30 protein-coding genes and 3 tRNA genes are annotated in these 26,206 nt (G+C 62.1%); 23 read left to right on the top strand and 10 right to left on the bottom strand.

What is annotated here, in order from left to right; translation table 11 throughout:
• The first annotated feature begins 16 nt into the window (after nucleotides 1-16).
• Nucleotides 17-934: a DMT family transporter gene (locus AC0GNR_RS14135; RefSeq protein ID WP_472901562.1), complete on the top strand. Its 918-nt coding sequence runs from the start codon at nucleotides 17-19 to the stop codon at nucleotides 932-934.
• On the opposite strand, the gene AC0GNR_RS14130 is transcribed toward AC0GNR_RS14135, so the two are convergent.
• The gene (locus AC0GNR_RS14130; RefSeq protein WP_472901561.1) at nucleotides 900-1,856 is read right to left on the bottom strand and encodes a LysR family transcriptional regulator; all 957 of its coding nucleotides are present in this window, start codon (nucleotides 1,854-1,856) and stop codon (nucleotides 900-902) included. The genes AC0GNR_RS14135 and AC0GNR_RS14130 overlap by 35 nt on opposite strands.
• Before the next feature lie 119 nt (nucleotides 1,857-1,975).
• Between AC0GNR_RS14130 and AC0GNR_RS14125 the strand changes: the two genes are divergently transcribed.
• The 5 genes from AC0GNR_RS14125 to AC0GNR_RS14105 all read left to right on the top strand — a co-directional run bounded on the left by AC0GNR_RS14125 (nucleotide 1,976) and on the right by AC0GNR_RS14105 (nucleotide 5,908).
• Nucleotides 1,976-3,070: a tartrate dehydrogenase gene (locus AC0GNR_RS14125; protein ID WP_472901560.1), complete on the top strand. Its 1,095-nt coding sequence runs from the start codon at nucleotides 1,976-1,978 to the stop codon at nucleotides 3,068-3,070.
• A 316-nt stretch (nucleotides 3,071-3,386) separates the two neighbouring features.
• Complete coding sequence (locus AC0GNR_RS14120) at nucleotides 3,387-3,659, top strand: HU family DNA-binding protein (RefSeq protein ID WP_077330314.1); 273 nt, start codon at nucleotides 3,387-3,389, stop codon at nucleotides 3,657-3,659.
• 22 nt (nucleotides 3,660-3,681) lie between these two features.
• A tRNA-Val gene (locus tag AC0GNR_RS14115) sits at nucleotides 3,682-3,757 on the top strand.
• A gap of 92 nt (nucleotides 3,758-3,849) precedes the next feature.
• Complete coding sequence (locus tag AC0GNR_RS14110; protein ID WP_472901559.1) at nucleotides 3,850-5,769, top strand: SurA N-terminal domain-containing protein; 1,920 nt, start codon at nucleotides 3,850-3,852, stop codon at nucleotides 5,767-5,769.
• 63 nt (nucleotides 5,770-5,832) lie between these two features.
• Nucleotides 5,833-5,908 (top strand) — tRNA-His (locus AC0GNR_RS14105).
• Nucleotides 5,909-6,004: 96 nt separating this feature from the next.
• Here the strand turns inward: AC0GNR_RS14105 and cho are convergent.
• Nucleotides 6,005-6,862, bottom strand: a complete 858-nt coding sequence (gene cho, locus AC0GNR_RS14100) for an excinuclease Cho (protein ID WP_472901558.1) — start codon at nucleotides 6,860-6,862, stop codon at nucleotides 6,005-6,007.
• A gap of 32 nt (nucleotides 6,863-6,894) precedes the next feature.
• A complete protein-coding gene (locus AC0GNR_RS14095; protein WP_472901557.1) occupies nucleotides 6,895-7,491 on the bottom strand; it encodes a lysophospholipid acyltransferase family protein in 597 nt (198 codons plus the stop codon).
• A 105-nt stretch (nucleotides 7,492-7,596) separates the two neighbouring features.
• Between AC0GNR_RS14095 and AC0GNR_RS14090 the strand changes: the two genes are divergently transcribed.
• Nucleotides 7,597-8,436, top strand: coding sequence for an alpha/beta fold hydrolase (locus AC0GNR_RS14090; RefSeq protein ID WP_472901556.1), 840 nt, complete (start codon nucleotides 7,597-7,599; stop codon nucleotides 8,434-8,436).
• The gene (locus tag AC0GNR_RS14085; RefSeq protein ID WP_439113367.1) at nucleotides 8,433-8,645 is read left to right on the top strand and encodes a DUF3820 family protein; all 213 of its coding nucleotides are present in this window, start codon (nucleotides 8,433-8,435) and stop codon (nucleotides 8,643-8,645) included. The genes AC0GNR_RS14090 and AC0GNR_RS14085 overlap by 4 nt, the downstream gene beginning before the upstream one ends.
• Nucleotides 8,646-8,653: 8 nt before the next feature.
• On the opposite strand, the gene AC0GNR_RS14080 is transcribed toward AC0GNR_RS14085, so the two are convergent.
• Nucleotides 8,654-9,253, bottom strand: a complete 600-nt coding sequence (locus tag AC0GNR_RS14080; protein ID WP_472901555.1) for a 3'-5' exonuclease — start codon at nucleotides 9,251-9,253, stop codon at nucleotides 8,654-8,656.
• A 31-nt stretch (nucleotides 9,254-9,284) separates the two neighbouring features.
• On the opposite strand from AC0GNR_RS14080, the gene AC0GNR_RS14075 reads away from it, so the two are divergent.
• The 15 genes from AC0GNR_RS14075 to AC0GNR_RS14005 all read left to right on the top strand — a co-directional run bounded on the left by AC0GNR_RS14075 (nucleotide 9,285) and on the right by AC0GNR_RS14005 (nucleotide 22,116).
• A complete protein-coding gene (locus AC0GNR_RS14075) occupies nucleotides 9,285-9,626 on the top strand; it encodes a hypothetical protein (protein WP_472901554.1) in 342 nt (113 codons plus the stop codon).
• A 92-nt stretch (nucleotides 9,627-9,718) separates the two neighbouring features.
• Nucleotides 9,719-10,105 (top strand): DUF6172 family protein, encoded by a 387-nt coding sequence (locus AC0GNR_RS14070; protein ID WP_472901553.1) that lies wholly within the window; start codon nucleotides 9,719-9,721, stop codon nucleotides 10,103-10,105.
• Nucleotides 10,071-12,149 (top strand): excinuclease ABC subunit UvrB, encoded by a 2,079-nt coding sequence (gene uvrB, locus AC0GNR_RS14065; RefSeq protein WP_472901552.1) that lies wholly within the window; start codon nucleotides 10,071-10,073, stop codon nucleotides 12,147-12,149. The genes AC0GNR_RS14070 and uvrB overlap by 35 nt, the downstream gene beginning before the upstream one ends.
• Before the next feature lie 53 nt (nucleotides 12,150-12,202).
• Complete coding sequence (locus tag AC0GNR_RS14060; protein WP_472901551.1) at nucleotides 12,203-12,904, top strand: LuxR C-terminal-related transcriptional regulator; 702 nt, start codon at nucleotides 12,203-12,205, stop codon at nucleotides 12,902-12,904.
• Nucleotides 12,901-14,820, top strand: a complete 1,920-nt coding sequence (locus tag AC0GNR_RS14055; protein ID WP_472901550.1) for a sensor histidine kinase — start codon at nucleotides 12,901-12,903, stop codon at nucleotides 14,818-14,820. The genes AC0GNR_RS14060 and AC0GNR_RS14055 overlap by 4 nt, the downstream gene beginning before the upstream one ends.
• Before the next feature lie 256 nt (nucleotides 14,821-15,076).
• Complete coding sequence (gene iscR, locus AC0GNR_RS14050; protein WP_472901549.1) at nucleotides 15,077-15,610, top strand: Fe-S cluster assembly transcriptional regulator IscR; 534 nt, start codon at nucleotides 15,077-15,079, stop codon at nucleotides 15,608-15,610.
• A gap of 116 nt (nucleotides 15,611-15,726) precedes the next feature.
• Nucleotides 15,727-16,944, top strand: a complete 1,218-nt coding sequence (locus tag AC0GNR_RS14045; protein WP_472901548.1) for an IscS subfamily cysteine desulfurase — start codon at nucleotides 15,727-15,729, stop codon at nucleotides 16,942-16,944.
• 12 nt (nucleotides 16,945-16,956) lie between these two features.
• On the top strand, nucleotides 16,957-17,343 hold the full coding sequence (gene iscU / locus AC0GNR_RS14040; RefSeq protein WP_304834529.1) for a Fe-S cluster assembly scaffold IscU: 387 nt from the start codon (nucleotides 16,957-16,959) through the stop codon (nucleotides 17,341-17,343).
• A 108-nt stretch (nucleotides 17,344-17,451) separates the two neighbouring features.
• Complete coding sequence (gene iscA, locus AC0GNR_RS14035) at nucleotides 17,452-17,775, top strand: iron-sulfur cluster assembly protein IscA (protein ID WP_066090558.1); 324 nt, start codon at nucleotides 17,452-17,454, stop codon at nucleotides 17,773-17,775.
• Nucleotides 17,776-17,877: 102 nt separating this feature from the next.
• Entirely contained in the window at nucleotides 17,878-18,396 is a 519-nt protein-coding gene (hscB, locus tag AC0GNR_RS14030; protein WP_472901547.1) for a Fe-S protein assembly co-chaperone HscB, read from the top strand.
• 70 nt (nucleotides 18,397-18,466) lie between these two features.
• Complete coding sequence (hscA, locus tag AC0GNR_RS14025) at nucleotides 18,467-20,347, top strand: Fe-S protein assembly chaperone HscA (protein WP_472901546.1); 1,881 nt, start codon at nucleotides 18,467-18,469, stop codon at nucleotides 20,345-20,347.
• A gap of 33 nt (nucleotides 20,348-20,380) precedes the next feature.
• The gene (gene fdx, locus AC0GNR_RS14020) at nucleotides 20,381-20,719 is read left to right on the top strand and encodes an ISC system 2Fe-2S type ferredoxin (RefSeq protein ID WP_472901545.1); all 339 of its coding nucleotides are present in this window, start codon (nucleotides 20,381-20,383) and stop codon (nucleotides 20,717-20,719) included.
• A gap of 34 nt (nucleotides 20,720-20,753) precedes the next feature.
• A complete protein-coding gene (gene dnaQ, locus AC0GNR_RS14015; RefSeq protein ID WP_472901544.1) occupies nucleotides 20,754-21,461 on the top strand; it encodes a DNA polymerase III subunit epsilon in 708 nt (235 codons plus the stop codon).
• Between the two features lie 107 nt (nucleotides 21,462-21,568).
• Nucleotides 21,569-21,643: transfer RNA gene (locus AC0GNR_RS14010), tRNA-Val, on the top strand.
• A gap of 164 nt (nucleotides 21,644-21,807) precedes the next feature.
• Entirely contained in the window at nucleotides 21,808-22,116 is a 309-nt protein-coding gene (locus AC0GNR_RS14005; protein WP_472901543.1) for a hypothetical protein, read from the top strand.
• 364 nt (nucleotides 22,117-22,480) lie between these two features.
• On the opposite strand, the gene AC0GNR_RS14000 is transcribed toward AC0GNR_RS14005, so the two are convergent.
• The 6 genes from AC0GNR_RS14000 to AC0GNR_RS13975 all read right to left on the bottom strand — a co-directional run bounded on the left by AC0GNR_RS14000 (nucleotide 22,481) and on the right by AC0GNR_RS13975 (nucleotide 26,065).
• Entirely contained in the window at nucleotides 22,481-23,794 is a 1,314-nt protein-coding gene (locus tag AC0GNR_RS14000; RefSeq protein ID WP_439609131.1) for a site-specific integrase, read from the bottom strand.
• 179 nt (nucleotides 23,795-23,973) lie between these two features.
• A complete protein-coding gene (locus AC0GNR_RS13995; protein ID WP_300651534.1) occupies nucleotides 23,974-24,303 on the bottom strand; it encodes a helix-turn-helix domain-containing protein in 330 nt (109 codons plus the stop codon).
• Nucleotides 24,300-24,683 (bottom strand): type II toxin-antitoxin system RelE/ParE family toxin, encoded by a 384-nt coding sequence (locus tag AC0GNR_RS13990; protein WP_300651532.1) that lies wholly within the window; start codon nucleotides 24,681-24,683, stop codon nucleotides 24,300-24,302. Before AC0GNR_RS13990 ends, AC0GNR_RS13995 begins: the two co-directional genes overlap by 4 nt.
• A gap of 304 nt (nucleotides 24,684-24,987) precedes the next feature.
• On the bottom strand, nucleotides 24,988-25,191 hold the full coding sequence (locus AC0GNR_RS13985) for a hypothetical protein (protein ID WP_472901542.1): 204 nt from the start codon (nucleotides 25,189-25,191) through the stop codon (nucleotides 24,988-24,990).
• Nucleotides 25,192-25,444: 253 nt separating this feature from the next.
• Entirely contained in the window at nucleotides 25,445-25,513 is a 69-nt protein-coding gene (locus tag AC0GNR_RS13980) for a DUF4113 domain-containing protein (RefSeq protein ID WP_300651537.1), read from the bottom strand.
• A 72-nt stretch (nucleotides 25,514-25,585) separates the two neighbouring features.
• Nucleotides 25,586-26,065 carry a hypothetical protein gene (locus AC0GNR_RS13975; protein ID WP_439609129.1) on the bottom strand — a complete coding sequence of 160 codons (480 nt, stop codon included), beginning with the start codon at nucleotides 26,063-26,065 and terminating at the stop codon, nucleotides 25,586-25,588.
• Nucleotides 26,066-26,206: the final 141 nt, after the last annotated feature.

The following is a 26,206-nucleotide window of genomic DNA, read 5'->3' as shown; positions in this document are numbered from 1 at the left end:
CCTCACCGCTTCAAACATGACCGTTCCCGCCAAAGACAACGCCTGGCTGCGCGCCATGCCCTGGGTGTTTGTGCTGATCTGGAGCACCGGTTTCATCGTCGCCCGCTACGGCATGCCGCACGCACCGCCCATGAAATTTCTGGCCGTGCGCTACGCGCTGTCCATCCTGTGTTTCCTGCCCTGGATCTGGTTTTCAGGCGTGAAGTGGCCCGTGAACCGCACACAGTGGATGCACCTGGCCGTGACCGGTGTGCTGATGCACGCGGGTTATCTGGGTGGCGTCTGGGCGGCAGTCAAGGCGGGCATGGGTTCTGGGCTGTCGGCGCTCATTGTTGGCATCCAGCCGGTGCTCACCGCCATCTGGCTCTCGGGTACCGGATCCAAGGTGTCGCGGCGGCAGTGGCTGGGGCTGTTGCTGGGCTTTGCGGGCCTTGTGCTGGTGGTTTCCCGCAAGTTTGGCGCAGGTGGCCCGGGTGACCAGGCCAGCTGGCTCAATCTGTCCTTCGCGGTGATGGCTTTGTTTGCCATCACCGTGGGCGCGCTGTACCAAAAGCGCTTTGTGACTACCTGCGACGTGCGCACCGCCAATGCCGTGCAGCTGCTGGCCGCGCTGCTGGTCACCTTGCCGCTGGCGCTGCTGGAGCTGGAGGCCATGCGCTGGATGGATGCCTCTGCGGGGTTGAACTGGCAACTCACCGGCGCCATGGCCTGGTCTGTGCTGGGGCTCACGGTGGGTGGCAGCTCGTTGCTCTACATGCTGATCCAGCGCGGTGCGGCAGCCTCGGTCACCAGCCTTATGTATCTGGTGCCGCCCTGCACAGCGTTGATCGCCTGGGGCCTGTTTGACGAACCCATCACCGCCGTCACGGTGGCGGGCATCGCTCTCACGGCCTTCGGCGTCAGCCTGGTGGTTCGGCCGGCCAAGCCGGCTTGAGCTTCCAGGGCTCACGGCTGAAGTTGTCGGCCAAAAAGTCCACCAGCAGCCGGATGCGCCGCGGCACCTGCGCCCGGTAAGGCGCGAGCCAGTGGATGTCGGCGTCGGGCATGGCGTAGGCGGGCAGCACCCGGACCAGCGCACCGCTTTGCAGCTGGGGCGCAATGTCCCACAGGCTGCGCAGCATGATGCCGTGGCCTGCCAGGCACCAGTCGCGCACCATTTCACCCGAATTGCTGGACAGCGGCCCGCGCACCAGCGTGTGGTGCACCACGGCTTCGCCCTCGCGCTGTAGCCGCCAGTGGTCAAACCGCTGCCCCGGCGCACCACCGTTTTCGCGCACCAGCAAGCAAGCGTGGCGGCTCAGGTCTTGCAGCGATCGGGGTGTGCCGTGGGCGTTCAGGTAGCGGGGCGCAGCCACCAGCACCCGCTGGTTGAAGGCGAGCCGACGCGAAACCCACTCGGCTGCCCGGTCACCCGGCGCGTTCCACAGCCAGATGGCGCCATCAAAACCCTCCACCGCGAGATCGGGCAATTGCTCGGTCAGTTGCAGCTGCAGGTCCACCGCCGGGTACCTGGCCTGAAAATGTGCCAGGGCAGGGCCCAACCACAAGCGGCCAAAGCCAAACGTGGCGGCGAGCCGAATCGGGCCGGCCGGTTCGGTCTGTCGTTCACGCAACTCGGCTTCCACCGCTTCGAAGCCGCGCAGCAAATCGGCTGCGCGCTCACACAGCGTTTCCCCTTCGGCGGTCGGGCTGACGCGGCGCGTGGTGCGCTGGAACAGGCGCAGGCCGAGTTGGGCTTCCAACGCGGCCAGGCGTTTGGTCACGGCCGAGGGCGCCACTTGCAACACCTTGGCCGCAGCGGCCAGGCTGCCATGCTGGCGCACGGCGATCACCAGTTCGAGGTCAGGGCGGTCCAATTGTTCTCTTTTTGGAATGAATCAATTGCTGGATTATTGCCTCAGTGCGGCTTAAGCTCGTGCTCACCGCCTCGCACCGGTTTGTGCAGGCTTCCCCGTTTGATTGACAGGACATCCCCATGAGCACCCCCCACCGCATCGCAGTCATCGCCGGAGACGGCATCGGCACCGAAGTCATGCCCGAGGGCCTTCGTGTGCTGGAGGCCGCCGCGTCCAAATTCAACATCGCACTGCAGTTCGATCATTTTGATTTTTCGAGCTGCGACTACTACGAGAAGCACGGCAAGATGCTGCCGGACGACTGGAAGGCACAAATCGGCGGGCACGACGCCATTTACTTCGGCGCCGTGGGCTGGCCCGACAAGGTGCCCGACCACATTTCGCTTTGGGGCTCCCTGCTGCTGTTTCGCCGCGAGTTTGACCAATACGTCAACATCCGCCCCGCCAAGCTCATGCCCGGCGTGACCGCGCCGGTGGTGCGCCGCGACGGCAGCCCTCGCCAGGCCGGCGAGATCGACATGGTGATCGTGCGCGAAAACACCGAGGGCGAGTACTCCAGCATCGGCGGGCGCATGTACCCCGGCACCGAACGCGAGATCGTGGTGCAGGAAACGGTGATGTCGCGCATTGGGGTGGACCGCGTGCTGCGCTACGCGTTTGAAGTCGCCCGTTCGCGCCCGAAGAAACACCTTACCAGCGCCACCAAGAGCAATGGCATTGCCATCACCATGCCCTACTGGGACGAACGCGTCGCTGAGATGGCCAAGGAATACCCGGACGTGACGGTGGACAAGTTCCACATCGACATCCTGACCGCCCACTTTGTGCAGCGCCCCGATTTCTTTGACGTGGTGGTGGGCAGCAACCTGTTTGGTGACATCTTGTCGGACCTGGGTCCTGCCTGCACCGGCACCATTGGCATTGCGCCCAGCGCCAACCTGAACCCGACGCGAAAGTACCCGTCGCTGTTTGAGCCGGTGCACGGCTCGGCGCCCGACATTGCCGGCAAAGGCATTGCCAACCCGATTGGCCAGATCTGGTGTGGTGCCATGATGCTTGATTACCTCGGCTACCGCAGCGCGCACGATGCGGTGATGCAGGCGATTGAGTCGGTCTTGCAGCCCGCCTCGGGTGGGCCACGCACGCCTGACCTGGGTGGCACCGCCAGCACCGCCGACGTTGGCCGCGCCATCGCCGAAGCCTTGCTGGCTTGACCGTGATGCGTGCGCTCTTGGGCGCACACGCAGGCGCCGGTCTTGCTCAGGTTTCGCGGCATATTTCACGCTGCGCGACAGGTCCGAGGTTCAAATACGTCTAGAATCTCGCCTTCCGCGCTGACAGCCGTTTCCATTGCCCAAGGCATATTGACAGGGCTCTTGGCCCATGGGTCTAATCGCTAGACGTTTGTTGCAGTCGGTGTGCTGCAGCAACGCGGCAGAAACGACCTGGTTTGAGCCTTCGGCCACCGCGCCGCTCTTCGCCAGCCAGCCGTTCACACGGATTTTTCATTCATTTCAAGAGGGGCTTTTTGTGAATAAAACAGAACTCGTCGAGCACATCGCCAAGCATGCCGATATATCCAAGGCGGCTGCCACGCGTGCACTGGACTCCACCATCACCGCAATCCGTACCACGCTGAAAAAAGGCGGTACCGTTTCTCTGGTGGGTTTTGGTTCTTTTGCTGTCACAAAACGTCCCGCTCGCAAGGGTCGCAATCCCCGCACCGGCGAAGAGATTAAAATCAAGGCCGCCAAAGTCCCGAAGTTTCGTCCGGGCAAGGCATTGAAGGACGCGCTGAACTGAAGCGCGTCCCCCGTTTTCGGTGGGGTGCTTAGCTCAGTTGGCAGAGCGGCTCCTTTACACGGAGTAGGTCGGCGGTTCGACCCCGTCAGCACCCACCACACCATCGAAAAGGCGAACCCGGGTTCGCCTTTTTTTTTGCGGTTCAGCGCACCAAGGCTGCCGTCTGTTTGTTGTTTCAGGGTTTCAAGGCATGTTCGATACCATCCGCACCCACAAAAAGTACCTCATGGGCTTTTTGTTGATTCTGATCATTCCTTCGTTCATCTTGTTCGGTGTCCAGGGCTTCAACGAATCGGATCAACGCGGTGCCGTGGTGGCCACGGTGGATGGTGAAGAAATCACCCAGCTGGAGTGGGACCAGGCCCACCAGGCCGAGTCGCAGCGGCTGCGCGAAGCCATGCCCACGCTGGACGCCAAACTGCTGGACAGCGAGGAAGCGCGCTACGCGACGCTGGAGCGCTTGGTGCGCCAGCGCGTTCTGGCTGTGGCCGCTCAAAAGCTCAACCTGTACACCAGCGACCAGCGCCTGGCCCGCGACCTTCAGGACAACGAAGTCATCGCATCCCTGCGCCGTCCCGACGGTACGCTCGATGTTGAAGCCTACCGGCAGCTGGTGGGCCGCCAAGGCATGACGCCCGAGATGTTCGAAGCCCAGGTGCGTGCCGACCTCTCCCAGCGCCAGGTCGCCCAGGGCATTCAGGGCTCGGGCTTTGCCCCCCAGGGCCTGGCCAAAGTGGCGCTAGACGCCTTTTTCGAACAGCGCGAGGTCCAGGTGGCGCGGTTTGCCCCCAGCGACTTTGCCGCACGTGTCGAATTGTCCGATGCCGACATTGAGACCTTCTACAACGCCAACCCCGCCTTGTTCCAGTCACAAGAGCAGGCCGATGTGGAATACCTCGTGCTGGACACCGCCACGCTGCAAAAGAACGTCGCGCTCGCCGAGGCGGAGGTGCGTGCGTACTACGACCAAAACGCCTCGCGGTTGTCGGGCAACGAAGAGCGCCGTGCCAGCCACATTCTGTTGACCTTGGCGCCCGGCACCTCTGCAGCGGACAAAGCCGCCGTGCGTGAGAAAGCCGCAGCCCTGCTGGCACAGGTGAAGGCCGCACCCCAAACCTTCGCCGACGTGGCCAAGGCCAACTCGCAAGACCCAGGCTCTGCCGTCAACGGTGGCGATCTGGATTTCTTTGCCCGCGGTTCGATGGTCAAGGCCTTTGAAGATGCTGCCTTTGCGCTACAAAAAGGCGCCATTTCAGACCTGGTGGAAACCGAGTTCGGGTTCCACATCATCCAGCTGACCGACATCAAAGCGCCACCGCAGCGCAGCTTTGAAAGCATGCGCGCTGAAATTGAAGCCGATTTGAAAAAGCAGCAGGCCCAGAAGCTCTTTGCCGACAGCGCCGAAGCATTCAGCAACTTCGTTTACGAGCAAGGCGACAACCTGACCGCTGCGGCTGAGCGTTTCAAGCTCGACCTGCAAACCGTTAAGGGTCTGACCCGCCAGCCTCAAGGCGGCGCTGGTCCGTGGACCAACGAACGTTTGATCAACGCCGTGTTTGCAGCCGACTCGATCGAGAAAAAACGCAACACCGAAGCCATCGAGACGGCGTCCGGTCAGCTGGTTTCGGCCCGCATGGTTAACTACACACCCGCTCGCACACGGCCGCTGGCCGAAGTGAGCGAAGGCGTGCGCCAGCGCCTGCTGGCCCAGCGCTCAGCCGAACTGGCTCGCGAAACCGGTGCAAAACAGCTGGAAGCCTGGAAAACCGGTACGGACGCTGCAGGCCTGTCCGCTGCCCTGGTGGTGTCGCGCGACAACGCCCAAGGCCTTGCTGGCCCCGTGTTGAACGCCGCCCTTAGTGCCGACCCCAAGCAGCTGCCCGCCTGGGTTGGCGTCGGCTTGGGTGAGCAAGGCTATGCCGTTGTCAAGGTGGACAAAGTGCTGCCGCGCCAACCGCGTGATGCACAAGCCTTGGTGCAAGAAACGGAGCAATACAGCCAGTGGTGGTCTTCTGCTGAAAGCCTGGCTTACTACGACACGTTGAAAGAGCGGTTCAAGGTGCAAATCAAGGTGCCAGCACCCAAACCGGCAGAAGCGCCAGCCCGTTGAGCAAGGAATCTGCGAGGAGAGCCCAAAATCCGGTTTTCTTCACGCTATAATTCAAGGCTTGCGGTGGCTGTAGCTCAGTTGGTAGAGTCCAGGATTGTGATTCCTGTTGTCGTGGGTTCGAGCCCCATCAGCCACCCCAAATCATTCAAGTAAAAAGCCCGGTTCCATGCCGGGCTTTTTCGTTTCTGGGGGTTTTGTAGAACATCCCCAGTCCACCACCGCCATGTGCTGCCGCTTACAGCCGCAGGATCTCGGCTGTTCCACCCAGCAGGGGTTTGCACAGGATCTTGTAGCCGTCGGCATCAAAAGCGGTGGCCACACGGTCCAGGGCTGCGGCTTGTCCTGCGTCGGTCACGCTGCCCAGGTAGCACCAGTTTCGGATGACGTGGATCTGGACCATTGCCTCATGGCGCTCCACCAGGCCAATAGCGCCGGGGTAAGGCCAGCAGGCCACGCGCAGGCCGTCTAGGCTGGTGAACAAACGGGCACGGTGTGCTTCGGGGCTTTCGTCGCCTCGGCAGACGCCCGCGCACTGATGCAGCATGGCGCGGAAGCAGGCGCGGCCAGCCGCCAGCTTTTCCAGACCGAGGGCGCCGTAGCACAGCTGGTGCTGATCGGCCAACGCTCGCAGGCTTTCCAGCGCGGCGTGGCGGCTGGCGTACAGGCCGTAGAGTTGGGTCTCAGTCGCGAAATTCAGATCTTTTGAGTAAACCACCTCCGGCTTGCCTTCTACGATGCGCAGTGAGCACAGCTGGCGGTTTCGTCGCAGCTTCTGGTTCAACAGCGGTTGCTGCTGTTTGATGAGGCTCGCTTCCAGCAGCAGCGCGCCAATTTCGCCGGCCGTGCGTGTGTGGCTGATGCGCTGTGTCTGGCGCAGCAGACGGTCTTCGTCGGGGTTGCGCAAGTGGGACAGGACGCGCTGGCGCAGGTTGACGCTCTTGCCGATGTAAAGCGGCAGGTCGTTTTCGTGGCCGTGAAACACGTACACACCCGGGGCTGCGGGCAGGTCGCTGATGGCTGAGCGCAGGTGGTCGGGGTATTCGTAGGTTCGCGCTTGTTCGAATTTTGGGCGGCGGCGTGCGGGCAGGTGCATAAAGCGGTCAGGCTGCGACGCAAATCAGCGGCTCAGTTTGAGCCGGCTTCGAACTGGGTGGCGTTTTTGCCCTTGAAGGGCGCATAAAAGGCTTTGATGGCGGCCATGTCGGCTTCCATGTTGCCGGTGGGTTGGAAGAGTGGGCCCAAGCCGCTGCGCTTGGTGCTGTAGTCCATGTAGGCCATCACGATGGGCACCTGTGCGCCCAGGGCGATGTAATAAAAGCCCGTCTTCCAATAGCGGGTTTTGCTGCGCGTTCCCTCCGGTGGCACGATGAGTTGCACCGGTCCGTCCGCTGCGCGGATGGCGTCGGCCGAGGCAGCCACCAGGTTGTTGGACTGCTCCCGGTTGACCGGGATGCCACCCAGCCATTGCATGATGCCGCCAAAGGGCGCCTTGAAAATGCTGTGCTTGCCCATCCAATACGGGTTGAGGCGCAGTGCAAAGGCCACCATGAGCGTGTAGGGCAGGTCCCAGTTGCTGGTGTGCGGCGCGGCAATGAACACGCTTTTGGCAGCCTCGGGGGGCAGGGCACCCTCGACTTTCCACCCGGTGAGCCTGAGAAACGCGACCGAGAAGCCGCGCAGCAATGTGTTGACAACTGGTGTGGTGAAGATGGTGCGGTGCATGGCTTGCGAGTATCGCTGAAGCGCCCGAGGTGACTGCCAATACCTTGCCCCCGTGCCCATGCGCGCTACCATCGCCGGCACCCCCGCACACCTGGAACCCCCACCATGCAAGACCGCCGCACCATACAAGGCCTGGACGTGACCATTGAGGGCACCGGCCCCACGGTGGTGATGCTGCACGGCTGGCCCGACACGCCGGCGCTGTGGGACGTCACCGTAGCCAGTTTGCGCGACGGCTACCGCTGCGTGCGCTTTGCCCTGCCTGGGTTCGACCTGAGCCAGCCGCCGCGCCCGGTGTCGGTGGACGAAATGTGTGCGCTGGTGGGCGCTGTGGTGGATGCGGTGAGCCCCAACGAGCCGGTGACGCTGCTACTGCACGATTGGGGCTGTTTCTTTGGCTATGAATACGCCGCGCGCCACACCAGCCGGGTGGCGCGGGTGGTGGGGGTGGACATTGGCGACACCAATTCGGGCGCTTATTTGAAGTCGCTCAAATGGAAAGAAAAACTCATGATTGCGGGCTACCAGCTGTGGCTGGCGCTGGCCTGGAAGCTGGGCGGGCTGTTGCCGGGTGTGGCCGATCGCATGACGCGCTTCATGGCGCGCACCATCGGCTGCCGCACAGCGCCCGAGCGCATGGGCTGGCAGATGAACTACCCTTATGCGATGCAGTGGTTTGGCTCTTTTGGCGGCTTGCGCGGTGTGGCGCGGGTAGGGCAGGTGCTGGGGCCGAAATTGCCCACGCTGTTTTTCTTTGGCAAGCGCAAGCCGTTCATGTTCCATTCACCACGCTGGCTGGCGGCCCTGGGCACCACGCCCGGCTGTGGCGTGCAGGGTTTTGACGCAGGCCACTGGCTGATGCGCCAGAAGCCCGCGCTGTTCAACGCCAGTGTGCGCAACTGGCTGGACCAGGCCACGGCCCACAAGGCGCAGGGCGCGCCATGAAACCCGAAGACCTGGAACGGCTGCTGACGGTGGAAATGCCGTTTGGAAAACACAAGGGCACGCCCATTGCCGACCTGCCCGGCAACTACCTGAACTGGTTTGCCCGCGAGGGTTTTCCCAAAAGCGAGGTGGGCCGTCTGCTGCAACTGATGCACGAGATTGACCACAACGGCTTGAGCGATCTGCTCACGCCACTGCGGCGGCGCTGAAGCTCTGTTCAGCCCGGCAGACCCAGCGCTTGGAACACCCGAGCGGCCGCGTAGGCGTCGTTGGCGGCGTAAATCAACTGGCCTTCGCTCAGTTGCGGGTTGGCCCAGTTGGACGTGGCGGCTTTTTTGGACTTGATGAAGCGCTGGTTGAACAGCACCGCCACCGCGCCTTTGACCCCCATGTCTTTGCGATAGCCGCGTTCGCGAAACACATGGTTGAGTTCCAGCACCGCTGCGGGTGCCACGGCCAGCTTGGCCACAATGCGCTTGGTGTCATCGCCCAGCCCAAACCCCGCCTTGGTGTGGCCGGGGTGCGCCAGCAGTTTGGCCACTTGCTCGCGGCAGCCGGGGTCTGTCAGCTGAAACACCCAGGCGTGGTGCAGCGTGGACAGCTGCACGATGTGCGGCCCATCAGACACCTGTTCCTTCAAAAAAGTCGGTTTGGACTCGGTGTCAAAACCCCAGATCGGGTGGTCGCGCAGCGCAGCAGCGGCCTCTGCGGCCTGCCGAGCCGTGTCTACCAGTGTGATGCGGTCCAGGCCCAGGCGGCCAAATTCGGGCAACAGGGCAATCTCGTCTTTGCTGGGCGTGGGGCGGGTGGTGTTCATGGGTTGGGGCGGCATCGATAATGAACCCATTGTGCAACGCGCCCGCCGGGCCACCTTGGGCTCCATGACCTACACCCTCAAACTCTTCGTGTCGGATGACACCTCGCCCCAGCAGTGCCAGGCGGCCGAGCGGCTGTTTCGCCAAGCGCTGGAAACCACGCTGGGCGACGCGGCCCTGGTGGCGCCTGTGTATGCGGCCTACCAGCGCATTGCAGCCTTGTACGGCGAAACCCCCGACGTGGAGGCGCTCACGGTGGACGAGCGCATGCTGTTTGAGCACTGGCAACTGGCCGAGGCTGCCGCGTTGGCGGCGGTTTGGGGCCCTTACCGCAGCCTGGACGAAGGCAGTTACGAGATCGTGCTGCCAGACTGAGTAGGCGGCATGTTGGCAAGGCCTTGATTCACCGATAATCGAAGGTTGATTTCGTCCTCCCAGGGCGCTCATTCCCTTTGAAGGACCTTTCCATGAGAAAAACATTCCCCTTGCGCGCCGAGGGCAAACACCCGGACCGCGTGCTCGAAGCCGTCAAGCACGAGATTCGCAAATACATCAAGCGCGAGCGTCGCCGCGACTTGCCCGAAGGCGCCGATTTCTGGGACTTTGACTGCAAGTTCGGCCCGGACAAAGACACCGCGGCCACCCTTGCGCCGGCCACGCTCACCGCCGCGCTGGATGCTCTCGCCCAGGCCGGTGGCGAACAGTGCTACGTGGAATTGCTGGCCAAGCCCGCCGTGTGGGAGCGCCGCGCTGCCGGCCAGGGCCCTGCCAACGATGTGGCTCAACAACCGGCACCCGCTGCCGACGAACCCGACACCCATGCCCCTGACGCCGACCACGCCGCTGGAGGGTGAGTTCCAGCGGTTCCCTGGCTCGCCCTTTGAGCTGTTTTCGCCGTACCCACCCGCGGGCGACCAGCCCGAGGCCATTCGCCAGCTGGTGGAAGGCGTGAACGACGGCGAGGTGTTTCAAACCCTGCTGGGCGTGACCGGCTCGGGCAAGACCTTCACCATGGCCAACGTGATCGCCCGCCTGGGGCGCCCGGCCATTGTGTTTGCGCCCAACAAGACGCTGGCCGCGCAGCTCTACAGCGAGTTCCGCGAGTTCTTTCCCAAAAACGCGGTGGAGTACTTCGTCAGTTACTACGACTACTACCAGCCCGAGGCCTACGTGCCGCAGCGCGACCTGTTCATTGAAAAGGACAGCGCGATCAACGAGCACATCGAGCAGATGCGGCTGAGTTGCACCAAGAGCATCCTGGAGCGGCGCGACGTGGTCGTGGTGGCCACGGTGTCGGCCATCTACGGCATCGGCAAGCCCGAGAGTTACCACCAGATGGTGATGCTGCTGCGGGTGGGTGACAAGATGGGCCAGCGCGACCTGATCGCCCAACTGGTGCGCATGCAATACGCCCGCAACGAGGCCGATTTTTCGCGCGGCAAGTTCCGCGTGCGTGGCGACACCATCGATGTGTTCCCGGCCGAACACTCTGAGATGGCGATCCGCATCGAGCTTTTTGACGATGAGATCGAAACCCTTCAGTTATTCGATCCGCTCACCGGCAAAGTGCGGCAGAAAATCCCGCGTTTCACGGTGTACCCGAGCAGCCACTATGTGACGCCGCGCGAGCAGGTGCTCAGCGCGGTGGAGGCCATCAAGGAAGAGCTGCGCGACCGGGTGAAAGAGCTGGTGGGCATGGGCAAGCTGGTGGAAGCCCAGCGGCTGGAGCAGCGAACCCGGTTTGACCTGGAAATGCTGGCCGAGGTGGGCCACTGCAAAGGCATTGAAAATTACTCGCGCCACCTCTCGGGCAGCGCGCCCGGCGAGCCCCCAAGCACGCTCACCGACTACCTGCCCAAAGACGCCATGATGTTCTTGGACGAGAGCCATGTGCTGATCGGCCAGTTTGGCGGCATGTACAACGGCGACCGCGCCCGCAAGACCACGCTGGTCGAATACGGCTTTCGTCTGCCCAGCGCGCTGGACAACCGTCCGCTCAAATTTGACGAGTTCGAGCAGCGCATGCGCCAGGTGGTGTTTGTGTCGGCCACGCCGGCCGACTACGAAAAAACCCACGCCGGCCAGGTGGTGGAGCAGCTGGTGCGCCCCACCGGGCTGGTAGACCCCGAACTGGAAGTGCGACCCGCCACCCACCAGGTGGACGATGTGTTGCAGGAAATCCGCATCCGGGTGGAGAAAAACGAGCGGGTGCTCATCACCACGCTGACCAAGCGCATGGCCGAGCAGCTGACCGACTACCTGACCGAAAACGGCGTCAAGGTGCGCTATGTGCACAGCGATGTGGACACGGTGGAACGGGTGGAAATCTTGCGCGACCTGCGCCTGGGCGCGTTTGACGTGTTGGTGGGCATCAACCTGCTGCGTGAGGGTATTGACATTCCCGAGGTGTCGCTGGTGGCCATTTTGGACGCTGACAAGGAAGGCTTTCTGCGCTCTGAGCGCAGCCTGATCCAGACCATTGGCCGCGCCGCGCGCAACCTCAACGGGCGCGCGATTCTCTACGCCGACCGCGTGACCGAGTCGATGCGCAAGGCGATGGACGAAACCAACCGGCGCCGTGCCAAACAGATCGCGCACAACCTGGCCATGGGCATCACACCCAAGGCGCTCAACAAGCGCATCAAAGACCTGATTGACGGCGTGTACAGCGAAAAGGCGGGCAAAGAAGCGGACCGCCTGGCCGCCGAGAGCGCCCACCGGGCCAGCATAGAAGACATGAGCGAGAAAGACGTGGCGCGGGAAATCAAGCGGCTGGAAAAGCTCATGCTGGAGCATGCGCGCAACCTCGAATTTGAAAAAGCTGCCACCGTGCGCGACCAGTTGAGCCGGCTGAAGACGCAGTTGTTTGGCGCCGCAGGCATGGACAACGTGGCTTGAGAGGCTTTTGCCCAAGCCCGCCCAAAAAGTCTGAGCGATCAAGCCCTGATCCTATGGAAACCGACACGTCCCCGCCCCAGCGTGTGAGCCAGGCAGACGACACGCGCATTTACCTGATCGAAGACGACCCGACGATCCTGCAGTTTGTGCGTCAAACGTTGCTGCAGCGGCCATCGTGGCGGCTGTTGGGGCATTCGGCCAGTCTGGCCCACGCATGCGGGCACGCGCTCTCGTCCAGCGCCAACGTGTTTTTGGTCGACCTGGGTCTACCCGATGGCCGCGGCGAAGAAGTGCTGCGGCTGCTGGCACGCTACAAGCCCGATGCCGAGTTGCTGGTGTTCACTGTGTTTGGCGAAGAATCCCGGTTGGTGGGCGCGCTGGAGGCAGGTGCGACGGGCTACGTGCTCAAGGGTTGCACGCCTGAAGAACTGGTATTGGCGATTGAGCAAATCCGTGAAGGGGGTGCGCCCATTTCACCGCTGCTGGCCCGCATGCTGTTGAAGCAATTTCGCTCGGTGCAGGCGGCGTTGCCAGAGGCGCCTTCCGCGCTACAGGTTGACGCCGTGCTGCTGTCCGAGCGTGAGAGCGACGTGCTCAAGCTGCTGGCCCAGGGGTACGTGAACAAGGAAATTGCGTCGAAATTGGCCATTGCCCCGGCCACGGTGGGCACCCACGTTAAAAATCTGTATCGCAAGCTGGCCGCCCACAGCCGCGTGCAAGTGGTGCGCATTGCGCAGGAGCGGGGCCTGCTGTGAAGCCCCCGCGCTGGCTCGCGCAGTTGGTGCTGGGTATTCCGCCTTATGGGTGGGCGGCGGTGTTGATGACCCTCTTGCTGGTGGGACTGGCCCTGGTGACGCGTGTGAGCGGTGTGCCCGGTGCCCAAGCCATCAAGCAGGCGCAGGTGGTGCTGGCTGGAGAAGCCTGGGATACCGCAAAAACGGTGCAGCTGCCCCATGTGTGGGACGACGCGCAGCGCCGCTGGGCAGGCGAAGCGCACTACCGACTGGCGCTGCCCGAGTCGCTCAAAAACGTGGCCGGTGCTGAAACCCAGGGCTTGGGCTTGCTGCTGCCGCGCGTGGGTGTGCGCTTTCGGGTGTTGTTCAACGGGGAAGAGGTGGCCTCCCAGGCCTGGACCCGTGGCGAAGGCTATGTCGACACCGGCGTCCAGGCCCATTTCATCGCCTTGCGGCCCAACATGATGGCCGCCGATGGGGCGGACAACCGCCTGGAAATTCAGTTGAAGGGGCAAGCCTTGCGCATCAGTGGCCTGTCGCCCGTGTGGGTGGGGCCTCGTGACGCGCTGTGGCAGCGCCACCAATGGCTGCACTGGTGGCAGGTGAGCCTGACCTGGATGGTGGCGGCTTCGGCCTTCATGTTGGGCTTGCTGTCGTTGCTGATATGGACCAAGTCTGCAGAGCGCTTGTTTGGCCTGCTGGCGGGCGGCCTGCTGGTGTTGGCGGTTCGGTTGTGGCTGTCCACGCCGGTGTTTTTGCCGGGTCCTTTTTTGTGGTGGGACTATGCGCACAAGCTGACCTTCACGCTCTATTGCGGCTTCACCTATTTGTTCATGTCAGAGTTGTTCAATTTCCGCCAGAGCATGGTGCGCAAGCTGGTGGTGCTGATGATGATGCTGGGCCCGGCCTGGCTGGGTGTGCTGGCCTGGACGCAGAACTACCAGCTGTACCGGCTCTGGACGGGCGTGATTGTGCTGGTCTGCGTGTTGTCTTTGCTCATGGTGATACACCGCGCGCGCTGGGGTATGGACGTGCAACAGCGCCTGATGGTGGTGGTGGGGCTGGCCACCATGGTGACCGGCTTGCGCGACTTTTTGGTGGTGCAGATGGGGCTGCCCGGGGACGTGGACATTCGCTGGATGACCCCCGGCAGCCTGGTCATGATGTTTGCCATGGGCAGTGTCTTGTTGCAACGCACCGCGCTGTCGATGGAAAACGTGGGGCGCCAGAACGCAGAGCTGGCGCGGCAGGTGGGCGAGCGGGAGCAAGAGTTTCATGCGGTTTTTGAGCGCCTGCGTACGGTGGAAAACCAGCGGGTGCTGGAGGCCGAGCGCCGGCGCCTGACGCGCGACATGCACGATGGCCTGGGTAGCCAGCTCGTTCAAACACTCAATCTGGTGCGCAGCAGCGGTGAAAACATCGACAGCGCGTCGGTGGCGGCCATGCTCAACCACGCCCTTGAAGAGCTGCGCATGACCCTCGATTCCCTGGAGCCCATGGACGGTGATTTGCCCACCATTCTGGGCACGCTGCGCCAGCGCATCGGACCCGCGCTGCAGGCCGCACACATCGAGCTGGTCTGGCAGGTGGAGGAAGTGCCGGCCGTACCGGGGCTGGAGGCGCGTGGCGTGATGCATCTGTTTCGCTGCCTGCAAGAGGTGTTTGCCAACGTGGTGAAGCATGCCCGTGCCAGCCGCGTGACCGTGCGCACCTGGTCTGCTGGGGGGCGCGTTCACCTGAGCGTGACCGACAACGGTGTGGGCCTGGGGGATACGCCCGACCACGCGTTTTCATCGGGTGGGCGGGGCATCAGCAACATTCGGTTGCGTGCTTCCGAAATTGGCGCCGACGTGACGTTTTCATGGGCATGGCCGGGCACCTGCGTGGCCTTCAGTTTCGCGGCCGGCACAGAGCCCGAGCCATCGGCCAGCCGCTGAATCGCTGGCTGTGGGGCTCCGCGCTGGTTGGACAAGTTGGCCTAGACAAACCAATTTTGTCTTGGACAAACTGCGTCAGTGCGTTACAATGTCGATCAAATCACTAGGTTTTACTGTATACTCGACGAAAACAGTCGGGAAAGCCTTCGATGTATCGGCCCAGAGCATGGGCAGTGTGGGCGGAGCAGAGGTTCACGGGGCGTTCTTCCCGTGAATCAACCAACGACGGTCAAGCCAACATTTAAGGAGCTTGAAAATGCGCCTCACGACAAAAGGCCGCTTTGCGGTCACCGCGATGATTGACCTGGCTCTGCGCCAGAACAATGGTCCTGTCACGCTGGCGGCTATCAGCCAGCGCCAGCAAATTTCGCTGTCCTACCTGGAGCAGCTGTTCGGCAAACTGCGCCGACACGAGCTGGTCGAGTCCACGCGTGGTCCGGGCGGCGGCTACACACTGGGCCGCAAGGCAGCAGAAATCACCGTGGCCGACATCATTGTGTCGGTGGACGAGCCGATTGACGCCACCCAGTGCGGTGGCAAAGAAAACTGCCTTGGTGAAGGCAACCGCTGCATGACGCACGAGCTGTGGGCCGCTTTGAATTCGAAGATGGTCGACTTTCTCGACTCGGTGTCGCTGCAATCCCTGGTGGACGATCAGCTGGCCAAGGGTCTGGTGGTTGAAAACATCCCCATGATCAAGCGGGCCATTTCCAGCCCGTCGGTGGTCAAGCCGATCCGGGTCAATGCACCCAATTCCGTGTTTGCCCTCGGCGCAGCTTTTTCGAAGTAAGCACCTGGGCTGTTGGCAGGCAACCGGATGACCCGAGCGGTCAGCCGAGTGCCCGACATTGCCAAAGCCAAAGCGCCGGACCTATTCACAACGCCAGCCATTTCACAGAGCCAGCCATGACTACGCCACACTTTCCCATTTACATGGACTACAGCGCGACCAACCCCTGCGACCCGCGGGTGGTGGATGCCATGATTCCCTGGTTGCGCGAGCACTTCGGCAACCCGGCTTCGCGCAGCCACGCCTGGGGCTGGGAAGCTGAAAAGGCGGTAGAAACCGCCCGCGATCAGGTCGCCGACCTGATCGGTGCCGATCCCCGCGAAATCGTCTGGACCAGTGGTGCCACCGAGTCCAACAACCTGGCTTTGAAGGGCGCAGCGCACTTCTACAAGACCAAGGGCAAGCACATCATCACGGTGAAAACCGAGCACAAGGCTGTGCTCGACACCTGCCGTGAGCTGGAGCGCCAGGGTTTTGAGGTGACGTATCTGGACGTGCAAGCCGATGGCCTGGTGAACATGGATACGTTCAAAGCCGCGATCCGCCCTGACACCATTCTCGCTTCCGTCATGTTCGTGAACAACGAAATTGGCGTGATTCAAGACATCGCTGCGCTGGGTGCTGTTTGCCGCGAAAAAGGCGTGATCTTTCACACCGACGCCGCGCAGGCCACGGGCCGTGTGGACATTGACATCAAGAACCTGCCGGTGGATTTGATGAGCTTGACCAGCCACAAAACCTACGGGCCCAAGGGCATTGGCGCGCTGTTTGTGCGCCGCAAACCCCGCGTGCGCATTGAGGCGCAAATGCACGGCGGTGGCCACGAGCGCGGCATGCGTTCGGGTACGTTGCCAACCCACCAGTGTGTGGGCATGGGCGAGGCCTACCGCATCGCCAAGGAAGAAATGCATGCGGAAAACCAGCGCATCCGTGCTCTGCACGACCGCATGGTGGCCGGGCTCAAGGACATCGAAGAGGTGTTCATCAACGGCCACGAAACCCAGCGCGTGCCACACAACCTGAACATGAGCTTCAACTATGTCGAAGGCGAGTCGCTGATCATGGGCATCAAGGGTCTGGCTGTGTCGTCGGGTTCGGCCTGCACCTCAGCCAGTCTGGAGCCCAGCTACGTGCTGCGTGCCCTGGGCCGCAGCGACGAGTTGGCCCACAGCAGCTTGCGCATGACGATTGGTCGCTGGACCACCGAAGAAGAAATTGACTACGCGATCGCCACCATCAAGGAAAACGTGGCCAAGCTTCGCGAGTTGTCCCCCCTGTGGGAAATGTTCAAAGACGGCGTTGACTTGTCCACCATCCAGTGGGCAGCACATTGAAGGAGAAATACCATGGCATATTCAGAAAAAGTTGTTGACCACTACGAAAACCCGCGCAACGTGGGCTCGTTCGACAAGGGCGACGAATCGGTGGGCACGGGCATGGTCGGCGCACCAGCTTGTGGCGACGTGATGAAGCTGCAGATCAAGGTGAACCCAAGCACGGGTGTCATTGAGGACGCCAGGTTCAAAACCTACGGCTGTGGTTCAGCCATTGCCTCTTCGTCGCTGGTGACCGAGTGGGTCAAAGGCAAAACGCTGGACCAGGCCGCTGCGCTGAAAAACAGCGAAATCGCCGAAGAACTGGCGCTGCCGCCTGTCAAGATTCACTGCTCGATCCTGGCCGAAGACGCCATCAAGGCGGCGGTGGACGACTACCGCAAGAAGCACCTCGTTTGAGGTCGGGCGCGCGGGCGGGTGTGTGGCGTGTTGACGCGCACCACCTCGCCCGAACGCCACCGTTCCAGTCACGCACAACGCTGAACGCCCACCCAAGGCGCAACCCACATGTCCATATCGATTTCTGAAGCTGCTGCAAGGCACGTCACCCGCTACATAACCAAGCGCGGCAAAGGCGTTGGCGTGCGCCTGGGCGTCAAAACCACCGGCTGTTCTGGCTTGGCTTACAAGCTGGAATACGCCGACGAAATCGCGCCGGAAGATGTGGTGTTTGAGGACAACGGCGTCAAGGTGTTGGTGGATCCAAAAAGCCTGGCCTATATCGATGGCACCCAGCTCGATTTTGTGCGCGAAGGCTTGAATGAAGGTTTCCGTTTCAACAACCCCAATGAGCGTGACCGCTGCGGCTGCGGCGAGAGCTTCCGGATTTGATCCGTTTCGCAAGCCCCCTCAAGCCGCCTGCGCCGTGTGCGCCGGCGGCTTTTCGCTTTGCGGCCCGCCGCGAAGCGGTTCCACCCCGTTTTTCGCCATGCCATGAACCTGTTGTCCAACGATTTTGAGATTTTTGGCGTGCCGGTGCAGTTTGCACAGGACAGTGCTACGCTGGATGCGCGTTGGAAAGATCTGCAACGCGAAGCACATCCGGACCGATTCACCACCGCCGATGCGCTGGCACAGCGCCAGGCGATGCAGTGGTCGGTGCGTATCAACGAGGCCTACCAGCGGCTCAAGGATCCGCTCAAACGAGCGGCCTATCTGTGCGAAATGAATGGCGCGCCGATACAGGCCGAAAACAACACGGCCATGCCCGCTGCGTTTTTGATGCAGCAAATGCAATGGCGCGAAGACCTGGACGAGGCGAGCGGCGTTGACGATCTGGAGCGCATGGCCGATGACGTGGCACAGGCGCGCCGGGAGATGCTGCTGGGTTTGCAGCGCACCGCAGATGAAAAGCGCAACTTTCTTGAACTGGCCCAGCAGGTCAGAGCCCTTATGTTTGTTGAGCGCTTTACGCGCGACGTCGAGAACCGGCTCGATCAACTGGGACAATAGACCCCGCTGATGCTGGCGCTATGCCCAGCATGCCAGTCCCGATTTTCAGTACCTACAAGAACACGATCCCATGGCGCTTTTGCAGATTTCAGAACCCGGCCAGTCCCTCGACCCGCACCAGCGCCGTGTGGCGGTGGGCATTGACCTGGGCACCACGCATTCGCTGGTGGCCGCGGTGCGCCATGGTGTGTCCGAGTGTTTGCCAGACGCCCAGGGCCAGGTCATTTTGCCCAGCGTGGTGCGTTACCTCGACCCGGCCCAGGGTGGCTCGGGCCGACAAATTGGTTTTGATGCCCTGGCCGCGCAGGTGGCTGACCCGGCCAACACCATCAGTTCGGTGAAACGGCTTATGGGCCGCACCCGCGCGCAGGTGGTGGACGCAGACAAACTGCCCTACACCGTGGTGGACGATCAGGGCATGGCGGTTGTGCAAACCACAGCAGGCCGCAAAACGCCCATGGAAGTCAGCGCCGAAATTTTGGCCACGCTGCGCTTCCGTGCCGAAGACAGCTTTGATGACGAGCTGTACGGCGCCGTCATCACCGTGCCCGCCTACTTTGACGACGCCCAGCGGCAGGCCACGAAAGACGCCGCCCAGCTCGCCGGCATCAACGTGCTGCGCCTCATCAACGAACCCACGGCCGCCGCCATTGCGTACGGCCTGGACAACGCGTCTGAAGGCATCTACGCCATCTACGATCTCGGCGGGGGCACCTTCGACATTTCCATTCTGCGGCTGACGCAAGGGGTGTTTCAGGTCATGGCCACCGGCGGTGACTCGGCACTGGGTGGCGACGACTACGACCAGGCACTGGCCACCTGGGTGCTGGAACAGCAAGGCGTGGAGGGTGCGCTGACAGCGTCCGAACGCGCTGCACTGCATGCCGAGGCCCGTCGATGCAAAGAAGCGCTTTCAGCGGTGGAGCCCGCCGGCAGTGTGGCGTTCACCGCGCACATTGCGGGCCAGCCGCTGCACCAGTCGGTGACGAAGGCGCAGTTTGAGGCCTGCACGGCACCGCTTACGGCCCGCACCATGGCGGCGGTGCGCAAGGTGCTGCGCGACGCGGGTATCACCAAAGACGACGTCAAGGGCGTCGTCATGGTGGGTGGTTCCACCCGCATGCCGGTGATTCGCAACGCGGTGGGGGCGTTCTTTGGCCAAGAGCCGCTGACCAACCTGAATCCCGATGAGGTGGTGGCGCTGGGTGCAGCCATACAGGCCAACGCGCTGGCCGGCAACAGCCGCGATGGCGACCTGCTGTTACTCGACGTGATCCCACTCTCGCTCGGCATCGAGACCATGGGCGGGTTGGTCGAGCGCATCGTGCCGCGCAACAGCCCCATTCCGACCGCGCTGGCGCAAGACTTCACCACCTACCAGGACGGTCAGACCGCACTGGCCTTGCACGTGGTGCAGGGCGAACGCGACCTGGTGGCCGACTGCCGCAGCCTGGCACGTTTTGTCCTGCGCGGTATTCCGCCCATGGCCGCTGGTGCGGCCCGCATTCGCGTCAGTTTCACCGTCGATGCGGACGGCTTGCTGTCGGTGGCTGCGAAAGAGCAGGGCAGTGGCGTGGAGGCGCGGGTCGATGTGAAGCCCGCCTACGGCCTGTCCGACGAACAGATCGCCGCCATGTTGCAAGACAGCTTTGCGACCGCCCAGCAAGACATTGCGGCGCGTGCCCTGGTCGAAGCCCGTGTGGACGCCGACCGCATGATCGTCGCCACCCGCAGCGCATTGGCGGCCGACGCCGATCTGCTGGAACCCTCCGAACGCAAAGCCATCGATTCGCTCATGGATCAACTCGCCCAGAGCCTGACCAGCACCGAGGCTGCCGTGATTGAAGCCGCCACCGACGCGCTGGCCAAAGGCACCGAGGCCTTTGCTGCCATGCGCATGAACCGGGGTATTCAGCAAGCCCTGGCCGGCAAAAAACTCGAAGAAGTCTGAACCGCGCCCAAGCGCCGACGCACAGGAAAACCCATGCCGATCATCAAAATACTGCCCCATCCCGAATACTGTCCTCAGGGCGCGCAAGTCAGCGCCCCAGCCGGCACCTCCATTTGCGAAGCCCTGCTGGACAACCACATCAACATCGAACACGCCTGCGACATGGTGTGTGCTTGCACCACCTGCCACGTGATCGTTCGCGACGGTTTCAACAGCCTCAACGAACTGGATGAGAACGAAGAAGACTTGCTCGATCGCGCCTGGGGTCTGGAGCCGCAGTCCCGGCTGTCTTGCCAAGCCATTCTGGCGCAGCAAGATGTGACGATTGAGATTCCCAAGTACTCAATCAACCACGCCAAAGAAGGTCATTGACCTGCTTTCGGTCTGATTCACACGAGAAAAGCCCATGCGCCAAATCGTCCTTGACACCGAAACCACGGGCCTGTCTGCCGAAAACGGCGACCGGATCATTGAAATCGGTTGTGTGGAGCTGTTCAACCGCAAGCTCACCGGCAACAACTTGCACTTTTACGTCAACCCGGAGCGCGACAGCCATGAAGACGCGCTCAAGGTGCACGGCATCAGCAACGAATTTTTGCGCGACAAGCCCAAGTTTGGACAAATCGTCGATGAGTTGCTGGAGTACCTGCGCGACGCAGAGCTGATCATCCACAACGCACCGTTCGACATCAGCTTTTTGAACAAAGAGCTGGACCGACTGGGTCGACCGCCGCTGAAAACCGTCATTGGCCAGGTGACCGACAGCTTGGTCATGGCCAAGGAAATGTTCCCTGGCAAACGCAACGGACTGGATGCCTTGTGTGACCGCCTCGAGGTGGACAACTCCGGTCGTACTTTGCACGGCGCCTTGCTGGACGCCGAGCTGCTGGCGGATGTCTACATCAACATGACCCGCGGGCAGGACGCCCTGTTGATGGATCTGGAGAAGCCGGACACCGAGGGTGGTGAGATCGTTCTGATCGACCTGAGCTGCATTGTGTTGCCTGTGATCCAGGCCAGCGAACAAGAAGCGCAGGCGCATGAAGCGGTGCTGCTTGATCTGGACAAGGCATGCAAGGGGAAAACGGTGTGGCGACAGTCGCACGCCGCCTGAGCCTGCGCGATAGAGACCAACTTTTTCTTAAAAAGTTTTCCAGCTTTCAGAATCGACAAAAAACCACGCTATAATTTGAGGCTTCCGAGAGATCGGATTCATCATTCGGGCGGTTAGCTCAGTGGTAGAGCACTGCCTTCACACGGCAGGGGTCGCAGGTTCGAACCCTGCACCGCCCACCAAGACCAAACCCCGCTAAGTCCTTGACTTTGCGGGGTTTTTTCTTGCCCGCAGGTTCCCGGCGAATCCCATGACGACCCGCTTGGACCGAGCCCTTGAGGTTTCGCGCCAATTTCGCGCCAATGAACTCCATCACCGCCGAAAGGCATGTTCCTGGAGTTCATTCATGGCCAGTTTTTCCAAACGTACCCTCAAAGCGCGGGCCCAGCGCGCCGTGGCTGCGCCCATCAAAGCGAAACTGCGGCCTGGTCGGCTCATCTGGTCCTTGGCCAGCTTCGCCATTGAGACCGCCATGGGACGGGGCGAGATGCTCAAGCTGCAGTGGTGGCACACAAATTTGGCCGATGGTTACCTCGATCTGCCTCGCAGCATCACCAAGAACCGAAAATCCTGTTTGGTGCCGCTGTCGGGGGTGATCTCAGATTCGGTGCAAATGACCCGGTTAGGATGCGAGGGTAAACCCGTGGCTTCCTAAGCAGCGAGCGCCATCTTGTCCGATGATCTCCCCCATGGTTGCCAAGGAAAACTTCTCTTCTCACCGTTCAGAGGCCGTTGCCACCGACCACCGGGCACGCCAATTCCGCGACATCAGCGAAGCAAGGCTGTCCGTGCGCTTGTCGCGCAGCTTGTAAAGGGCTTCAATCAGCTGCTCCACCACCTGGTCCTCGCTGCAAGCCTTGGGAGGCGCGATGCCGTTGCAGTTGAGCAACTGAGCCCGGACCATCTTGCTCCGCCAACTCACGGGCGGTCGGATCGAGTTTCAGGCTGGGATAGGCCGTCTCATGGAGTGTTGTCATTTGCGGGGACTACCCCGCCAGGCTGCCTGTCTGCCCATCGCCTCAGTCCCAGTGTGAATCGGTGGCGGGTTCGTGAAACGAGGTCTCCAACAGGCACTGGTTGTCCTCGGCGATGCGGTACATATCATCCAGCAGCGTGGCGATCACCTCATCCAGCACGTCGCGGGACAGGTAGGGAATCGCCAGTTCGTAGCGTGTGCCCTTCGCGTTCAGGCGCTGCATGGCGAAACGCTCAAAGCAGGTCTGCTCGATCAGCCGGTGGCCCAGCGCCAAGCCGCGCGACTGCTTGCTGAAGCGGGTCAGCACCATCGTGACACGCAAGACTGCCACAGGCGTCGTTCCTGCGGCCGGCAGGCGCAGAGCGTCGGCCTGTTCTGTCAACAACAAAGGCGGCGCTGGCTGCAGAGTTGCCGGCGCCAGGGCTGTCAGGCCTTGCTCGAACCGGGCTTGCAGGCTGGAATCCGACGCATCGAGGTAGCGCATGGCCGACTTGACATCCTTCCAGCCGACGTATTCCATCAGCTCCTTGATGTCCCAGCCGCTGGCACGTGCCCAGCCGGCAAAGCCGCGGCGCATGGAGTGGCTGCTGTATTCCTCGGGCGACTCGACGCCGGCTTCAGCGAACAGGCTGCGCAGCAAGGGGATCAGGCTGTTGGCATGCAGGCTTTCATCGGCGACATGGCCCCAGCGGTCGATCTTGCGGAACACCGGGCCCTCGGTCAAACCGGCCAAGTCGACCCAGACATTGAAGGCGGTCACGGGACACAGGCGGGACAAGGCCGGGCATCTGAAAACGCGGCCCTGCAACTGCCTGTCGCCTTTGCTGCGGCCCAGGAAGCAGGCCATGCCCTGGCCGGGGGTGACCTCGGTGTTCTCAACGCGCAGGTTGACCAGTTCGTCGGAGCGGAATCCGCGCCAGAACCCCAGCAGCATCAGACTGCGGTTGCGCGCGTGGCGAAGCAAAGCCGGCTGGTCACCGGAGCGCTGGGCATTGCTGATGGCAGCGTCGAGCCACTGATCGATCTGCTGGAGCACCGCCAGTTCCAGCGGGCGCGCGCGCTTTTCTGGCGCGGAGTGGACGGAGCGGATGCCTTTGAGTACCTGGCGTACCAGCGGCGACTTCGTGGGGTCGGGGAAACCTTGATCGGTATGCCAGCGGGACAGCGCGGCCAGCCGCTGGCGCAGCGTGTTGATGGCCAGGGTCGCCGCATGGTCGGCCAAGTAGCGGGAGATGGCGTCGGCCGTGGAAGGCAGTAGGCCCTTCCACTCGATCTCGAAATGGCGAATTGCGGAGGCGTAACTCCTGCGCGTGTTGTCGCGCTCGGCGGCCTCGATGTATTGGGCAACACGGGTCATGTGACGGTCGTCAGGCTGCTTTCCCGTCAGGAGGATTGGCGTCGACCGATGTTATGACGGCAGCGGCCATCGCATCGGGCACCGCCGACGCCAACAGCAGCTCACCGGTCCACATGCGAGCAACAGCTGACAGGCAAGCGTGTCGCAAATTGGGTTGAGCCTGATGCTGCGGGGCGAGCTCAGGCAAACTGCAACTCGATCTTGCCGGCGCGGCGGCGCACCGGGCCGACCACGATCTTCACATCGTGACCCAGCCTGGCCACCAGTTCCAGCAGCTTGGCTTCGCTGACGCCGCGGAATTGGCCGCGTGTGATGCGCGAGACCTTGGATTGATCGATGCCCAGCAGCGTCGCAGCATCCTCTTGCGTCAGGCGGCGTGCCTTGATCGCGCGCGCGATCTCACCGGCCAGCTGGGATTTGCGCGCCATCTCGGCCGCGTCGGTGTAACCCAGGTCGGCGTAGACATTCGTGCCACCTTCTTCAATGGTGATGTCGTTGTGTGCATTCATTTGCGTACTCCTTGCTGTGCCAACCATACCTCGAAATCTTGCTTTGCGGCCTTCAGGCGGATATTGATCAGGTCCATATCTGGCTTGGGCGTTGCGATGCCGCTTTTGGATTTCTTCTGGAAGCAGTGCAGAACATAGACCCAGCCGGCGAACTTGACGGTGTAGACAGCCCGGTAGGTGTCTCCCTGGTGGTCCTCGACCACCTCCAGCACACCGGCCGAGCCGAAACCCGTCATGGCCTTGGCATCCTGGTGCTTGCCGCCGGCTTGCGCCAAGTCGATGGCATGGCCGAAGACGTCTTTGACATCCTCTGGCATGGCATCCAGATCGCGCTTGGCGGAGCTGACCCATTTGATGGGTTTGCGCGCTTGCTTCAACATCGCCTCAATTATGTCCGTTTAGGCATACCGCCGTCAACTCGCCGAAAGCCAAACCTCGGGCAATTCACGCATGCACCGGCCGTGCCCGCCGACGCCGAATGATCAGCATTTCCCCAGGCCGATTCTCCGTCCCTGACGTGTATTGGAGTTGACCCACTTCAGTGGACGGTTACTGGTTTGATTCTCAAAAGTTTGGGGTGGTTGCTCGGCGTGCTCGGTGGTGGAGAAGAACGTGCAGGACATCATCATCCCCGCCAAGAGGTGAAGGGCGTTCGAACTACGGATGATCCCTCTAGCCCCTGCTCTAAAAGGGCGTTGGTGAACGATAAACCTTCACTGGACCCGCGCCTTCGTACACCATCTCACCGTTGACAATCACGATCACAATCCACCAGTCGTGCACCTCGATGACGTGGTATTCGTGAGGCTCCAGCGGTAGGGGCGTCTCGCGGTAGCTGTTCACGCCATCAGGTTTGGGATGCCACAGTAACGTCGGATGTTCAGTCATCAAAATGGCGCTTCGGATACGAAAACATCAACCGGACCCGGACCTTGGTAAACGGCTTCACCGGTGACCACGACCCTCACAATCCACCAGTCGTCTCGCTGCTCCACTTCATAGGCTACCGCAGGCAGTTCGAGCACGGTCTCCACCGGGAATGGAATCCCATCCGGCACTGGGTGTCGTAGCAGCGTCGGATGCCCTGGAGGAAAGTTCACGGTGGGCGTCATACGGGTTGGGGTATGCGAATTGTCCTTGATCACGCCCTCGCCACCGGCACATCCTCAAGCCTCGTTGTGTACTGAGGGGTTCGGCGTTCCTGCTTCATCCCCATCCATGAGCCGCATTCCGATCATGAATTTCTACTCGGAACTCGGAAGCTCGCGCGACAGTTCGATGCTCAGAGTGCCGTGATGTCGGTCCGCACCGGCCAACGCAGCGCGCCGGTGGTGGACCTTTGCGCCGTCGCCTCGAACTCGTGTTGCAGCACCAGCGTGTAGCGACCCGGGCGCGGCGTGCACAGGCGGTAGCCGTCGTGCATCGCATCGAGCGTGATGCCGCCGCTTTGCGGCGTGTGCAGGCGCCAGGCGTCGACCTCGGGAGCGCTCATGCGCAAGGTGACGCAGAAGCCGCGCTTCATGTTGGACACCACCACCAGCCGCTGCTGGGCGCTCCAGTCACCATCGGCATCGGCGTCCAGCACCACGGGGTGGCTGTTTTCCAGCACGCGTATGAACTGAGGGATGATGATGCGGAGTTCTAACTCGGTGCTGGACTTTTCCAAGCTGACCAGCACGCTCTCGCTGCTGCTGGTCGAGGGGGGCAGCAGCAGTGCACAGGCGGTCAGTACGGGGATGAGGGGGCGCGTGCAAGCAACCATGACCCACTATAGGCCTCAGATCAAGAAACATGACCCCCATAGGAGGTCAAGCCGGCATACGGCCAGTTTTAGCTCATAAGCGTCAAAGTCACTAAGGATGGCTTACTTTATGCGGGCATTCAGTCGGCCACGCGGAGTCGG

The sequence above is a fragment of the Hydrogenophaga sp. LT287 genome (genome assembly GCF_055702805.1).
This window is presented reverse-complemented; position numbering and strand designations above follow the sequence as displayed.

Bases quoted from the DNA above. Each gene is read 5' to 3' on its own strand.
- AC0GNR_RS14135 (WP_472901562.1), top strand. From the start codon at position 17: ATGACCGTTCCCGCCAAAGACAACGCCTGGCTGCGCGCCATGCCCTGG.
- AC0GNR_RS14125 (WP_472901560.1), top strand. From the start codon at position 1,976: ATGAGCACCCCCCACCGCATCGCAGTCATCGCCGGAGACGGCATCGGC.
- AC0GNR_RS14110 (WP_472901559.1), top strand. From the start codon at position 3,850: ATGTTCGATACCATCCGCACCCACAAAAAGTACCTCATGGGCTTTTTG.
- cho (WP_472901558.1), bottom strand. From the start codon at position 6,862: ATGCACCTGCCCGCACGCCGCCGCCCAAAATTCGAACAAGCGCGAACC.
- AC0GNR_RS14095 (WP_472901557.1), bottom strand. From the start codon at position 7,491: ATGCACCGCACCATCTTCACCACACCAGTTGTCAACACATTGCTGCGC.
- AC0GNR_RS14090 (WP_472901556.1), top strand. From the start codon at position 7,597: ATGCAAGACCGCCGCACCATACAAGGCCTGGACGTGACCATTGAGGGC.
- AC0GNR_RS14085 (WP_439113367.1), top strand. From the start codon at position 8,433: ATGAAACCCGAAGACCTGGAACGGCTGCTGACGGTGGAAATGCCGTTT.
- AC0GNR_RS14080 (WP_472901555.1), bottom strand. From the start codon at position 9,253: ATGAACACCACCCGCCCCACGCCCAGCAAAGACGAGATTGCCCTGTTG.
- AC0GNR_RS14070 (WP_472901553.1), top strand. From the start codon at position 9,719: ATGAGAAAAACATTCCCCTTGCGCGCCGAGGGCAAACACCCGGACCGC.
- uvrB (WP_472901552.1), top strand. From the start codon at position 10,071: ATGCCCCTGACGCCGACCACGCCGCTGGAGGGTGAGTTCCAGCGGTTC.
- AC0GNR_RS14060 (WP_472901551.1), top strand. From the start codon at position 12,203: ATGGAAACCGACACGTCCCCGCCCCAGCGTGTGAGCCAGGCAGACGAC.
- iscR (WP_472901549.1), top strand. From the start codon at position 15,077: ATGCGCCTCACGACAAAAGGCCGCTTTGCGGTCACCGCGATGATTGAC.
- AC0GNR_RS14045 (WP_472901548.1), top strand. From the start codon at position 15,727: ATGACTACGCCACACTTTCCCATTTACATGGACTACAGCGCGACCAAC.
- iscU (WP_304834529.1), top strand. From the start codon at position 16,957: ATGGCATATTCAGAAAAAGTTGTTGACCACTACGAAAACCCGCGCAAC.
- iscA (WP_066090558.1), top strand. From the start codon at position 17,452: ATGTCCATATCGATTTCTGAAGCTGCTGCAAGGCACGTCACCCGCTAC.
- hscB (WP_472901547.1), top strand. From the start codon at position 17,878: ATGAACCTGTTGTCCAACGATTTTGAGATTTTTGGCGTGCCGGTGCAG.
- hscA (WP_472901546.1), top strand. From the start codon at position 18,467: ATGGCGCTTTTGCAGATTTCAGAACCCGGCCAGTCCCTCGACCCGCAC.
- fdx (WP_472901545.1), top strand. From the start codon at position 20,381: ATGCCGATCATCAAAATACTGCCCCATCCCGAATACTGTCCTCAGGGC.
- dnaQ (WP_472901544.1), top strand. From the start codon at position 20,754: ATGCGCCAAATCGTCCTTGACACCGAAACCACGGGCCTGTCTGCCGAA.
- AC0GNR_RS14005 (WP_472901543.1), top strand. From the start codon at position 21,808: ATGGCCAGTTTTTCCAAACGTACCCTCAAAGCGCGGGCCCAGCGCGCC.
- AC0GNR_RS14000 (WP_439609131.1), bottom strand. From the start codon at position 23,794: ATGACCCGTGTTGCCCAATACATCGAGGCCGCCGAGCGCGACAACACG.
- AC0GNR_RS13995 (WP_300651534.1), bottom strand. From the start codon at position 24,303: ATGAATGCACACAACGACATCACCATTGAAGAAGGTGGCACGAATGTC.
- AC0GNR_RS13990 (WP_300651532.1), bottom strand. From the start codon at position 24,683: ATGTTGAAGCAAGCGCGCAAACCCATCAAATGGGTCAGCTCCGCCAAG.
- AC0GNR_RS13985 (WP_472901542.1), bottom strand. From the start codon at position 25,191: ATGACTGAACATCCGACGTTACTGTGGCATCCCAAACCTGATGGCGTG.
- AC0GNR_RS13975 (WP_439609129.1), bottom strand. From the start codon at position 26,065: ATGGTTGCTTGCACGCGCCCCCTCATCCCCGTACTGACCGCCTGTGCA.